Below are 12,975 nucleotides of genomic sequence, written 5' to 3'. Positions count from 1 at the left end.
GCTGAACGCCCCATCCTGGGGCGCAGCGCTTGACGGGCATCCATGCCCGTCACCTCCCTCCGCAAGGCCTGCGTTCGACCTCCTGAAGTCGCGAAGTTACGGGCGGCGCCTGGGCTGACGCAGCTGTCGCTAGCTGGGTATGGCGCTAGACTCCTGATCGGCAACGGCAACGGCAACGGCAACGGCAACGGCAACGAGCAGCACGTATGCATCTGCGTGATCAGATAAACTGCCTTCATGTCTGATTTTTCTCTCCCCCAAGCCCCCCTGCAACGCCTGGACCTATCTTGGTTACGCCACGCGGGAATCGAAGCTGCGGTCCTGCGCCTGGATTTGATCGACCCGCTGATCAGCGGCAACAAATGGTTCAAGCTGCGTCATCACCTGCTCCAGGCCCGCAAGGCCGATGCACCGGGCCTGATCAGCCTGGGTGGCAACCATTCCAACCATCTCCACGCCTTGGCCGCCGCCGGCAAGCGCTTCGGCTTTGCTACCGCCGGGCTATTGCGTGGCCACCCCCAGGAAACACCGACGGTACAAGACCTTCGAGCCCTGGGCATGGAGATGCACTGGCTCGGTTTCGGCGGCTACCGCAATCGCCATGAACCCGGCTTCTGGGAGCCCTGGCAGGCCCGCTACCCGGGTTGGCACTGCATCCCTGAAGGCGGTGGCGGCCAAGCTGGCGCGCAGGGCTGCGGTTTGATCGTCGCGCAATGCCGAGCGCAATTGGCAACGCTCGGCTGGACGGACTACGACGCCTGGTGGCTGGCGGCAGGCACCGGCACGACCTTGGCCGGAATGGTGCTGGAAGAGGCGGGCAGGCATGTGGTCCATGGCGCCCTGGCCGTGCCCCTCGACCACGGTGTACCGGAAACCGTCGCGGCGCTGGCGGGTGCGCACGGCTATCAGTTGCACGACGCCAGCCGTGGCGGCTTTGCCCGTATCGATGACGCACTGCTGGCGTTTATCGCCGACACCGAACGGCAAACCGGCATGCCGCTGGAGGCGCTCTATACCGGCAAGGCCCTGCTGTCCCTGCGTGACCAGGTCGAGGCCGGGCGTTTTGCCCCCGGCACCCGCCTGGTGTTCCTGCACACCGGAGGCCTGCAGGGCCGACGCGGTTACTTGTAGGGCAGCATGCGCAACAGCGTGTTGTCGCGCCGCACATAGTGGTGATAGAGCCCGGCCAGCGCGTGCAGGCCAATCAGCCAGTAGCCCCAGCTGCCGATGCGTTCATGCCAGCCCTTGATGAACTTGCTCAGGTCCGGGTCGGGGGCGACGATCGCTGGCAGCTCCAGGCCATAGAACGGGATCGGCTTGTCGGCGGCACTGAGTATTGCCCAACCGGCCAGCGGCAGGCCGATCATCATCAGGTACAGCAGCAGATGCACCAGGTGCGACAGGCCCGTCTGCCAGGCCGGAGGCTTGGGCACGATCGCCGGAGTGGGGCGCGACAGGCGCATGGCCAGACGTAGCCACACCAGTACGAACACTGTCAGGCCGAGCATGAAGTGCAGGTCCTTCATCAAGTCACGTTCGGCACTGCCCTTGGGGAACAGGCCGCGCAGTTCGATGCAGGCGTAGACGGCGGCCAGCAGCACCAGCATCAACCAGTGCAGGGCGATCGACAGCCGCGCGTAATGGGTCGCGGGAGTGGATGAAACCATGGGGGAGTCCTCGTCATCAGGTCGGAGAGGGCGCTCTTGTTGGCGCCTGGCTGTCATCGTACGGGTGCTGTGTAAAAATTGTGTTGATATGGATAGGCAAGATGGCCCCTTACAGGATGTTCTACTCAACCAGCCCGGGGAAGATGTGGCCATCTGTCTGCCACCAGAAACACCCGCTCGGCTTCTTGCCAAGCGCCGTGCGCATCCTCCTCAAGCCTGACGAGCAATTGTGCCGGGGCCACCTGATCCAGTCCTTGCAACCAACGATCAAACTGCTCAACTGTCCAGCAACTGCCTGCTTCGACCCGTGCCGGCGCCAGCCACCCATGCCGGGGCAGTGGCTGCCAGCGTCCGGCAGGACAGCGCTCTAGGTAGTCCGCCCAATCCCGCCGATGCAACCAGTGCCCGCGTGAATGCGCCGGATGGGCGCCAGCGGGTGCCTCGGCATACCCAGGCCAGGGGTAGAACAGATAGCCGCCGAGCCACAACCGGGCTTCAACTTCGGCGATTCCCAGCGCGGCCAGCGCGGCGCGGCTATGGGGCTGGCCGGAGATGGGCAGTTGGTGCCCAGCCAGGTGTGCCAGCTTGGTCCCGAGGCGGTCGTGGCAGCCGGGGCCGAGCCAGCGCGCTGGGTCTTGGCCATCGCCAGAAGGCGGACCAAGGTAGAGCTTGATGGCCAGCTCCAGATGATGATCGCCTTCGTAGTCGCGCAGCAGTATGTCCAACTCGCCCAATGTACGTCCGCCATTGCGAATTGCCAGATTGGCCGCCAGTAGCTCGACGCCCGGTGCCTGGTGCAGGGCGAACTGCCATAGGCTTTCGTAGTACATGCCCAGCCGCCGGCTGTTCAGGCGTTCCAGCCAGCTCGACAGCGGCGCAGGCGCTTGATCGAGCACCGCGAGCCAGTGGTCCAAGTGCTGTGGATCAGTGGCCCAGGCGCTACCCTTCAGCGGATGGCGCTGAGGGCAGCCGGCCTGCGCCAGCAGTGGGGGGGACAGCAGCGCCCAGGCCAGATCGCGCACGGCGGGGTGATGCAGTTGGCGGGGCAGGTGCTCAAGTTCGGCGAAGGGCATCATCCTGCCAGCATAGCCGGTTTGCTGCTGGCCGGTCCTTTCGCCCATAATCCCGGCATTGTCACCCCGCCGCAGAGCCTCGCAGGAGCACCATGGAGCAATTTCGCAATATCGGTATCATCGGCCGCCTTGGCAGCTCCCAGGTGCTTGACACCATTCGCCGACTGAAAAAATTCCTCCTCGAGCGCCACCTGCACGTGATTCTCGAGGATACTATCGCCGAAGTCCTGCCCGGTCATGGCCTGCAGACCTCGACACGCAAATTGTTGGGCGAAGTTTGCGACCTGGTCATCGTCGTCGGCGGCGACGGCAGCCTGCTTGGCGCCGCCCGCGCTCTAGCCAGGCACAATATCCCGGTGCTGGGAATCAACCGTGGCAACCTGGGCTTTCTCACCGATATCCGCCCCGACGAGCTGGAGGAGAAGGTTGCCGAGGTACTCGACGGTCATTACCTGGTGGAGAACCGGTTCCTGCTGCAGGCCGAGGTGCGCCGTCACCATGAGGCCATCGGCCAGGGCGATGCGCTCAACGACGTGGTGCTGCACCCGGGCAAGTCGACGCGGATGATCGAGTTCGAGATCTACATCGACGGCCAGTTCGTCTGCAGCCAGAAGGCCGACGGCCTGATCGTCGCCACTCCGACCGGCTCCACCGCCTACGCGCTGTCCGCCGGTGGCCCGATCATGCACCCCAAGCTGGACGCTATCGTCATCGTGCCGATGTACCCGCATACCTTGTCCGGCCGGCCGATCGTGGTCGACGGCAACAGCGAGCTGAAGATCGTCGTGTCGAAGGACCTGCAGATCTACCCGCAGGTCTCCTGCGACGGCCAGAACCACTTCACCTGCGCTCCGGGCGATACCATCACGGTGAGCAAAAAGCCGCAGAAACTGCGCCTGATCCATCCGCTGGATCATAACTACTACGAGGTCTGCCGCACCAAGCTCGGCTGGGGCAGCCGCCTGGGCGGCAGGGACGACTGATGCTCGATCCGGCGCGCAGTTTCGACATAATCGGTGACGTGCACGGTTGCGCGCTCACCCTCGAACGCTTGCTCGACGCCCTCGGCTACAAGCGCATCGGCGGGGTCTGGCGGCACCCGCGGCGCCAGGCGTTGTTCCTGGGCGACATCGTCGACCGCGGCCCGCGCATCCGCGAGGCGCTGCACATCGTTCATGACATGGTCGAGGCCGGCCAGGCGTTCTGCATCATGGGCAACCATGAGTACAACGCCCTGGGCTGGGTCACCCCGGCGTTGCCGGGCAGTGGCAAGGCCTTCGTGCGCGAGCACACCCCACGCCATGCCCGGCTGATCGACGAGACCCTCACCCAGTTCGCCCAGCACCCCGGCGACTGGCACGATTTCATCCAGTGGTTCTACCAGCTGCCGCTGTTCATCGACGCCGGGCGCTTCCGCCTGGTGCATGCCTGCTGGGACCCACGGCTGATCGAGCCGTTGCGCCTGCAGTACCCCACGGGCTGCATCGACGAGCACTTCGTGCAGGCCTCGGCAGTGTCCGGCAGCTTCGCCTCGACAGTGTGCAACCGCTTGCTGCGCGGCACTGACATGCGCCTGCCGGACGGCCTGACCTTGACCGGTGGCGACGGTTTGACCCGCGCCTTCTTCCGCACCAAGTTCTGGGAGGAGGACCCGCAGACCTACGGCGACATCGTCTTCCAGCCCGACGCACTGCCCGATGAAGTGGCCCGCACGCCGCTCAGCCACAGCCAGAAGAACGCCCTGCTGCGCTATGCCGAGGACGAACCGTTGCTGTTCGTCGGCCATTACTGGCGCAGTGGCCGGCCGGCGCCGATCCGCGACAACCTGGCCTGCCTGGACTACAGCGCCGTGCTCTATGGCAAGCTCGCGGCCTACCGCCTGGACGACGAGACCCGCATCGACCCGCACAAGTTCGTCTGGGTCGATGTCGACCGCCCGCAGGCTAGCCAATGAACGTGATCGAAGTGCTGCGCCTGCCGCTGGCGGTCGATCTCAGCGGTTTCGTCGTCCTGCTGCGCCGTCTGCAGGTGCCGCACCGGGTGGTGGAGGAGGGCGAGGAGCAGGTGCTGTGGGCGCCGCCGGCCATGGCCCACGACGTACTGGAACTCTATCGGCGCTTCCCTGAGGGCAATGCCGACCTAGAAGCGATGCCCGAACCTGTGGACGCTGGCATGCCGACCGCCCCGGCGGCGCCTTCGCTGAAGGAGCAGGCCCTGGCCTGCAAGGTCACCGCCGCGGTACTGATCCTGAGCCTGGTGGTCGCCGGGGTGACCGGCCTGGGTGACAACCTCTCGACCATCGGCTGGTTCACCTTCCTGTCGTTCAAGGTGCAGGGCGACTACCTGTACTTCACCCCCTTGCTCCAGGGCCTCGCCGAAGGCCAGTGGTGGCGCCTGGTGTCGCCGATGCTGCTGCACTTCGGCGTGCTGCACCTGGCCATGAACGGCCTGTGGTATTGGGAGCTGGGCAAGCGCATTGAGCTGCGCCAGGGGCCGTGGATGTTGCTGGGGCTGACGCTGTTGTTCAGCCTGGTATCCAACCTGGCCCAGCATTTCACCAGCGGGCCGAGCCTGTTCGGCGGGCTGTCCGGCGTGCTCTACGGCTTGCTCGGGCATGTCTGGCTGTACCAGTGGCTGGCGCCGAACCCGCAGTTCAACCTACCCAAGGGCGTGCTGGTGATGATGCTGATCTGGCTGGTGATCTGCCTGAGCGGCGTGGTCGGCCAGCTCGGCTTCGGCCAGATCGCCAACGCCGCCCATGTCGGTGGGTTGCTCATCGGATGCCTGACGGGGCTCTTGGGTGGCGCGCTGGCGAGGCGTAAACTGACGGCCTGACTGAGGAGCCAGCATGTCCACATTCGCGCAAATGATCGAAAACATCACCCCCGAGATCTACGAGAGCCTGAAGACAGCCGTTGAAATCGGCAAATGGTCCGATGGCCGCAAACTGACTGCCGAACAGAAAGAACTGTCGCTGCAGGCGGTGATCGCCTGGGAAATCAAGAACCTCCCCGAAGAGCAGCGTACCGGCTACATGGGCCCGCAGGAGTGCGCCTCGAAGTCGGCGCCGATCGCCAACATTCTGTTCAAATCGGACTCGGTACATTGATCGAACTCGCTCGTGGCTCTTTGAGCAAGATGGCGGTGCGCCTGGACGCACCGGTCGTTCAATACAGTTTCCGCCTGGATGACACCGAGGTGCCGGTCAATCCGCTGATCGGCCAGTCGATCCGCCTCGAGTACCTCGGCGCGATCCACTGCAGCCATTGCGGCAAACGCACCAAGACCAGCTTCAGCCAGGGCTACTGCTACCCGTGCATGACCAAGCTGGCCCAGTGCGACGTGTGCATCATGGCCCCGGAACGCTGCCACTACGACGCCGGCACCTGCCGCGAGCCGTCGTGGGGCGAGCAGTTCTGCATGACCGATCACGTGGTGTACCTGGCCAACTCGTCGGGCATCAAGGTCGGCATCACCCGCGCCACCCAGTTGCCCACCCGTTGGCTCGACCAGGGCGCCAGCCAGGCGCTGCCGATCATGCGCGTGGCCACCCGTCAGCAATCCGGGCTGGTCGAAGACGTGCTGCGCAGCCAGGTGCCGGACCGCACCAACTGGCGCGCGCTGCTCAAGGGTGACGCCGAGGTACTCGACCTGCCGGCCATCCGCGAGCAGATCTTCGACGCCTGCGCCGACGGCATCCGCGCCTTGCAGGAGCGCTTCGGCCTGCAGGCCATCCAGCCGCTGCCCGACGCCGAAGTGGTGCAGATGCGCTACCCGGTCGGGGCCTACCCGAAAAAGATCGTCAGCTTCAACCTCGACAAGGATCCCGTCGTGGAAGGCACGCTGCTGGGCATCAAGGGCCAGTACCTGATCTTCGACACCGGCGTGATCAATATTCGCAAGTACACGGCCTACCAGCTGGCCGTGCTCCAGTAAAAGGATCGTCACCATGCGTACCGAACAACCGCAAGTGATCTACCTCAAGGACTATCAGGCCCCCGAGTACCTGATCGACGAGACCCACCTGACCTTCGAACTGTTCGAGGACCACAGCCTGGTCCATGCGCAGCTGGTCATGCGCCGCAACCCCGAGCGCGGCGCCGGCCTGCCGCCGCTGGTGCTCGATGGCCAGCACCTGGAGCTGCTGAGCGTGCAGCTGGACGACCAGGCGCTTGCTGCCGGCGACTACCAGCTCGATGACGACAGCCTCACCGTGCATCCCAAGGCCGAACGCTTCACCCTGGATACCAGCGTGAAGATCCACCCGGAGAACAACACCGCGCTGGAAGGCCTGTACAAGTCCGGCAAGATGTTCTGCACCCAGTGCGAGGCCGAGGGCTTCCGCAAGATCACCTACTACCTCGACCGCCCGGATGTGATGAGCGTCTTCACCACCACGGTGATCGCCGAGCAGCATCGCTACCCGGTGCTGCTGTCCAACGGCAACCCGATCGGCAGCGGGCCGGCCGAAGACGGCCGCCACTGGGCGACCTGGGAAGACCCGTTCAAGAAGCCGGCCTACCTGTTTGCCCTGGTAGCCGGTGACCTGTGGTGCGTCGAGAGCGAGTTCACCCGCCAGTCCGGCCGCGACGTGACCCTGCGTATCTATGTCGAGGAAGAAAACCTCGACAAGTGCGACCACGCCATGGTCAGCCTGAAGAAGTCCATGCGCTGGGACGAGGAAGTCTATGGCCGTGAGTACGACCTGGACATCTTCATGATCGTCGCGGTCAACGACTTCAACATGGGCGCCATGGAAAACAAGGGCCTGAACATCTTCAACTCCAGCTGCGTGCTGGCCCGCGCCGAGACCGCCACCGACGCCGCCCACCAGCGGGTCGAGGGCGTGGTGGCCCACGAGTACTTCCACAACTGGTCGGGCAACCGCGTGACCTGCCGCGACTGGTTCCAGCTGTCGCTCAAGGAAGGCTTCACGGTGTTCCGCGATGCCGAGTTCAGCGCCGACATGAACTCGCGCACGGTCAAGCGCATCGAGGACGTCGCCTACCTGCGTACCCATCAGTTCGCCGAAGACGCCGGCCCCATGGCCCACCCGATCCGCCCGGACAGCTTCATCGAGATCTCCAACTTCTACACCCTGACGGTGTACGAGAAGGGCGCCGAGGTGGTCGGCATGGTCCACACCCTGCTGGGGGCCGAGGGCTTCCGCAAGGGTAGCGACCTGTACTTCGAGCGCCATGATGGCCAGGCCGTTACCACCGACGACTTCATCAAGGCCATGGAAGACGCCAACGGCGTCGACCTGGCCCAGTTCAAGCGCTGGTACACCCAGGCCGGCACCCCGCGCCTGGAGGTCAGCGAGGCCTATGACGCTGCCGCGCAGCGCTACAGCCTGACCTTCCGCCAGAGCTGCCCGCCGACACCGGGGCAGGTTGAGAAACTGCCGTTCGTGATCCCGGTGGCGCTGGGCCTGCTGGATGCCCAAGGCAACGACCTGCCGTTGCGCCTGGCCGGCGAAAGCGCCGCCACTGGCACCAGCCGCGTCCTGTCGGTGACCGAAGCCGAGCAGACCTTCACCTTCGAAGGTATTGCCAGTCAGCCGCTGCCGTCGCTGCTGCGCGGCTTCAGCGCACCGGTCAAGCTGAGCTTCCCCTACGACCGCGACCAGTTGATGTTCCTCATGCAACACGACAGCGACGGCTTCAACCGCTGGGAAGCAGGGCAGCAGTTGGCCGTGCAGGTGCTCCAGGAGCTGATCGGCCAGCACCAGCGTGGCGAAGCACTGGCCCTCGACCAGCGCCTGATCACTGCACTGGGCACTGTGGTTGGCAATGAGTCGTTGGACCCGGCCATGGTCGCCGAGATGCTCTCGCTGCCGGGCGAGGCCTACCTCACCGAGATCAGCCAGGTGGCCGACGTGGATGCCATCCACGCCGCCCGTGAGTTCGCCCGCCGGCAGATCGCCGAGCAGCTGTTCGATGCGCTGTGGGCGCGTTACCAGGCCAACCGCGAGGTCTCGCGCAAGACCGCCTACGTGGCCTCGGCCGAGCACTTTGCCCGTCGTAGCCTGCAGAACATCGCGCTGTCGTACCTGATGCTCAGCGGCAAGCCGCAGGTGCTCGAGGCGACCCTGGAGCAGTACGAGCACTGCGACAACATGACCGAGCGTCTCACCGCCCTGGCGGTGCTGGTCAACTCGCCGTTCGGGGCCGAGCGCGCCAAGGCCCTGGAAGCCTTCGCCGAGCACTTCAAGGACAACCCGCTGGTAATGGACCAGTGGTTCAGCGTGCAGGCGGCCAGCACCCTGCCGGGCGGCCTGGCGCGGGTCAAGGCATTGATGCAGCACCCGGCCTTCACCCTGAAGAACCCGAACAAGGTGCGCGCGCTGATCGGTGGTTTCGCCGGGCAGAACCTGGTCAACTTCCATGCCGCTGACGGTTCGGGGTATCGCTTCCTGGCAGACCTGGTGATCGAGCTCAATGCGTTGAACCCGCAGATCGCCTCGCGTCAACTCGCCCCGCTGACCCGCTGGCGCAAGTATGACGACCAGCGTCAGGCGCTGATGAAGGGCGAGCTGGAGCGGATCCTCGCTTCCGGTGCGCTGTCCAGCGATGTGTACGAGGTGGTGAGCAAGAGCCTGGCGTAAGTCGGGCGAAGTTTGGGGCCGCTTTGCGGCCCCAGTCATTTTCTATGGTTAACAAAACATAACGTCCCGCTCGTTGTTTTCTGTCGGACAAGCCCGATACGATGGCCAGAAGCTATTCCAGGCCTCTGGACCAGGGGTTTCGGCAGTGCCTGGCAATAGATTGACCCACCACAAGAACACAACAGGGGGCAGTCATGAGAGAGCGGATTACGCCACGCCGCAGGCTGGCGGCAGGCGCGATGCTGGCACTGGTGCTGGGCATCGGCGCCGGCAATGCCGAGGCGGCGGTGGCCGCCGAGGAATACTCGGTGGAGTCGGCCAAGGCCAGCCAGAGTCTGTTGATCGGCGTCACCCACGCAGGCCAGCGCCTGGTGGTGGTCGGCGATCGCGGCCATATCCTGTTCTCCGACGACCAGGGCAAGACCTGGACCCAGGCCCGGGTGCCCACCCGGCAACTGCTCACCGCAGTGTTCTTCCTCGACGACAAGCGCGGCTGGGCGGTCGGCCATGATGCTCAGATCCTCGCCAGCAACGACGGCGGCGCGACCTGGAGCAAGCAGTTCGAAGACCTGTCCCGCGAAGCACCCTTGCTCGATGTGCGTTTCGTCGATGCACAACATGGCTTTGCCGTCGGCGCCTATGGCGCGCTGCTGGAGAGCACCGATGGCGGCCAGCACTGGCAGGACGTCGCCGAGCGCCTGGACAACCCCGACCAGCTCCACCTCAACGCCATCACCCAAGTGAAGGACGCCGGCCTGTTCATCGTCGGCGAGCAGGGCAGCATGTTCCGCTCCAGCGATGCTGGCCAGAGCTGGACGACGGTGCAAGGCCCCTACGAGGGTTCGCTGTTCGGTGTGATCGGCACCGCCCAGCCCAACACCCTGTTGGCCTACGGCCTGCGCGGCAACCTGTTCCGCTCCACCGATTTCGGCGACAGCTGGCAGCCGATCGAGCTCAAGGCCGAACGCGGCCCGCTCGAATTCGGCCTGGCAAGCGCTACGCTTCTCGAGGACGGCAGCCTGGTGCTGGTCGGCAATGGCGGCAGCGTGCTGCGCAGCCATGACGACGGGCAGACCTTCAGCGTGCGCAACCGCGCCGACCGTATCGCCCTGTCGGGTGTCAGCGGCCTGGGCGGTGGCGGCCTGTTGCTGGTCGGGCAAGGGGGCGTGCACCTGGCCTCGGCCGACGGTACCCAGGAGGCGCGTCCATGACCAGCCGGGAGAGCTTCGACATGCAGCACAAGGACAAGGCCACCCTGCTGGAACGCCTGATCTTCAACAACCGCCCCGTGGTCATCGGCATCTGCCTGCTGGTGAGCGTGTTCCTGTTCTGGCAGGCCACGCAGATCCGCCCGTCCACCAGCTTCGAGAAGATGATCCCGCTGCAGCATCCGTTCATCGAGCAGATGATGGAGCACCGCAACGACCTGGCCAACCTCGGCAACACCGTCCGCGTCTCGGTGGAGGCTGTCAATGGTGACATCTTCGACAAGGACTACATGGAGACCCTGCGCCAGATCCATGACGAGGTGTTCTACATCCCCGGTGTCGACCGCGCCGGGCTGAAATCGCTGTGGAGCCCGAGCGTGCGCTGGAGCGAGGTCACCGAAGAGGGCTTCTCCGGCGGCGAAGTGATCCCCAATACCTACAATGGCTCCCAGGACAGCCTCGACACCCTGCGCGACAACGTGCTCAAGTCGGGCCAGGTGGGGCGCCTGGTGGCCAACAACTTCAAGTCCAGCATCATCGATATCCCGCTGCTGGAGAACCATCCCGACCCGCAGGATCCGGGGCGCCAGGTCAAGCTCGACTACCAGCAGTTCTCCCACCAGCTGGAAGAGAAGATTCGCGACAAGTTCCAGGCGCAGAACCCGAACGTGAAGATTCACATCGTCGGTTTCGCCAAGAAGGTCGGTGACCTGATCGACGGCCTGGTGATGGTCGCGATGTTCTTCGGCGTGGCGCTGGTGATCACCTGGGCGCTGCTGTACTGGTTCACCTGGTGCATTCGCAGCACCATCGCCGTGCTCATCACCACCCTGGTAGCGGTGGTCTGGCAGTTGGGGCTGATGCATGCGGTGGGCTTCGGCCTGGACCCGTACTCGATGCTGGTGCCGTTCCTGATCTTTGCCATCGGCATTTCCCACGGGGTGCAGAAGATCAACGGCATCGCCCTGCAATCCAGTGACGCCGACAACGCCCTGACCGCGGCCCGGCGCACCTTCCGCCAGCTGTTCCTGCCGGGGATGATCGCCATCCTCGCCGACGCCGTGGGCTTCATCACCCTGCTGATCATCGACATCGGCGTAATCCGCGAGCTGGCCATCGGCGCCTCGATCGGCGTGGCGGTGATCGTGTTCACCAACCTGATCCTGCTGCCGGTGGCGATCAGCTATGTCGGCATCAGCCAGAAGGCCATCGCCCGCAGCAAGAAGGACGCGACCCGCGAGCATCCGTTCTGGCGCCTGCTGTCCAACTTCGCCAGCCCCAAGGTGGCGCCGGTATCGGTGGTGCTGGCGCTGCTGGCCTTCGGTGGCGGCCTCTGGTACAGCCAGAACCTGAAGATCGGCGACCTCGACCAGGGCGCGCCGGAGCTGCGCCCGGACTCGCGCTACAACCAGGACAACAGCTTCATCATCAGCAATTACTCGACCAGTTCCGATGTGCTGGTGATCATGGTCAAGACCCCGGCCGAGAGCTGCTCGATCCACTCGACCATGGCGCCGATCGACGAGCTGATGTGGACCATGGACAACACCCCCGGGGTGCAGTCGACCATCTCCCTGGTGACCGTGTCCAAGCAGGTCATCAAGGGCATGAACGAGGGCAGCCTGAAATGGGAAACCCTGTCGCGCAACCCGGATATCCTCAATAACTCCATCGCCCGTGCCGACGGCCTGTACAACGCCGACTGTTCGCTGGCGCCAGTGCTGGTGTTCCTCAACGACCACAAGGCCGAGACCCTGGAGCGGGTCACCGCAGCGGCCAAGGCTTTCGCCGACAGCCACAGCAAGGAAGGCCTGCAGTTCCTCCTGGCGGCGGGTAATGCCGGCATCGAGGCGGCCACCAACGAAGTGATCAAGTCGGCCGAGCTGACCATCCTGATCCTCGTGTACATCTGCGTGGCGGTGATGTGCATGATCACCTTCCGCTCGTTCGCCGCGACCCTGTGCATTGTCCTGCCGCTGGTGCTGACCTCGGTACTGGGCAACGCGCTGATGGCCTTCATGGGCATTGGCGTGAAGGTCGCCACGCTGCCGGTGGTGGCGCTGGGCGTGGGCATCGGCGTGGACTACGGCATCTACATCTACAGCCGCCTGGAGAGCTTCCTGCGCGCCGGCCTGCCATTGCAGGAGGCCTACTACGAGACCCTGCGCTCCACCGGCAAGGCGGTACTGTTCACCGGCCTGTGCCTGGCCATCGGCGTGTGCACCTGGATCTTCTCGGCGATCAAGTTCCAGGCCGACATGGGCCTGATGCTGACCTTCATGCTGCTGTGGAACATGTTCGGCGCCCTGTGGCTGCTGCCGGCGCTGGCGCGGTTCCTGATCAAGCCAGAGAAATTGGCGGGCAAGGAGGGCGGCTCGATCTTCGCCCATTGAGTGACGCCATGATCGCGGGTCAAGTCG

The 12,975-nt window shown here is 64.8% G+C and carries 11 protein-coding genes; 9 read left to right on the top strand and 2 right to left on the bottom strand.

Annotation, left to right across the window (positions count from 1 at the left end):
- Positions 1-237 precede the first annotated feature (237 nt).
- Positions 238-1,131, top strand: coding sequence for a 1-aminocyclopropane-1-carboxylate deaminase/D-cysteine desulfhydrase (locus OH705_RS24640; protein WP_267303170.1), 894 nt, complete (start codon positions 238-240; stop codon positions 1,129-1,131).
- Here the strand turns inward: OH705_RS24640 and OH705_RS24635 are convergent.
- Together OH705_RS24635 and OH705_RS24630 are read right to left on the bottom strand one after the other, a co-directional pair.
- Positions 1,122-1,667: a cytochrome b gene (locus OH705_RS24635; RefSeq protein ID WP_023631611.1), complete on the bottom strand. Its 546-nt coding sequence runs from the start codon at positions 1,665-1,667 to the stop codon at positions 1,122-1,124. The genes OH705_RS24640 and OH705_RS24635 overlap by 10 nt on opposite strands.
- Before the next feature lie 125 nt (positions 1,668-1,792).
- The gene (locus OH705_RS24630; RefSeq protein WP_267303169.1) at positions 1,793-2,788 is read right to left on the bottom strand and encodes a DUF1853 family protein; all 996 of its coding nucleotides are present in this window, start codon (positions 2,786-2,788) and stop codon (positions 1,793-1,795) included.
- 44 nt (positions 2,789-2,832) lie between these two features.
- On the opposite strand from OH705_RS24630, the gene OH705_RS24625 reads away from it, so the two are divergent.
- The 8 genes from OH705_RS24625 to OH705_RS24590 all read left to right on the top strand — a co-directional run bounded on the left by OH705_RS24625 (position 2,833) and on the right by OH705_RS24590 (position 12,948).
- The gene (locus OH705_RS24625; RefSeq protein ID WP_023632574.1) at positions 2,833-3,723 is read left to right on the top strand and encodes an NAD(+) kinase; all 891 of its coding nucleotides are present in this window, start codon (positions 2,833-2,835) and stop codon (positions 3,721-3,723) included.
- On the top strand, positions 3,723-4,694 hold the full coding sequence (locus OH705_RS24620) for a metallophosphoesterase (RefSeq protein ID WP_038706529.1): 972 nt from the start codon (positions 3,723-3,725) through the stop codon (positions 4,692-4,694). The genes OH705_RS24625 and OH705_RS24620 overlap by 1 nt, the downstream gene beginning before the upstream one ends.
- Complete coding sequence (locus OH705_RS24615; protein ID WP_267303168.1) at positions 4,691-5,575, top strand: rhomboid family intramembrane serine protease; 885 nt, start codon at positions 4,691-4,693, stop codon at positions 5,573-5,575. The genes OH705_RS24620 and OH705_RS24615 overlap by 4 nt, the downstream gene beginning before the upstream one ends.
- Before the next feature lie 13 nt (positions 5,576-5,588).
- Positions 5,589-5,849 carry a YeaC family protein gene (locus tag OH705_RS24610; protein WP_023630887.1) on the top strand — a complete coding sequence of 87 codons (261 nt, stop codon included), beginning with the start codon at positions 5,589-5,591 and terminating at the stop codon, positions 5,847-5,849.
- On the top strand, positions 5,846-6,676 hold the full coding sequence (locus OH705_RS24605) for a DUF2797 domain-containing protein (protein ID WP_038706528.1): 831 nt from the start codon (positions 5,846-5,848) through the stop codon (positions 6,674-6,676). Before OH705_RS24610 ends, OH705_RS24605 begins: the two co-directional genes overlap by 4 nt.
- A 13-nt stretch (positions 6,677-6,689) precedes the next feature.
- The gene (gene pepN, locus OH705_RS24600; protein WP_267303167.1) at positions 6,690-9,347 is read left to right on the top strand and encodes an aminopeptidase N; all 2,658 of its coding nucleotides are present in this window, start codon (positions 6,690-6,692) and stop codon (positions 9,345-9,347) included.
- Between the two features lie 194 nt (positions 9,348-9,541).
- Positions 9,542-10,558, top strand: coding sequence for a WD40/YVTN/BNR-like repeat-containing protein (locus tag OH705_RS24595; protein ID WP_267303166.1), 1,017 nt, complete (start codon positions 9,542-9,544; stop codon positions 10,556-10,558).
- Positions 10,555-12,948, top strand: a complete 2,394-nt coding sequence (locus OH705_RS24590) for an efflux RND transporter permease subunit (RefSeq protein WP_094012586.1) — start codon at positions 10,555-10,557, stop codon at positions 12,946-12,948. The genes OH705_RS24595 and OH705_RS24590 overlap by 4 nt, the downstream gene beginning before the upstream one ends.
- Positions 12,949-12,975 lie beyond the last annotated feature (27 nt).

The organism is Pseudomonas sp. BJa3 (assembly GCF_026343815.1).
GTDB classification, from domain to species: Bacteria; Pseudomonadota; Gammaproteobacteria; order Pseudomonadales; family Pseudomonadaceae; genus Aquipseudomonas; species Aquipseudomonas soli.
This window is presented reverse-complemented; position numbering and strand designations above follow the sequence as displayed.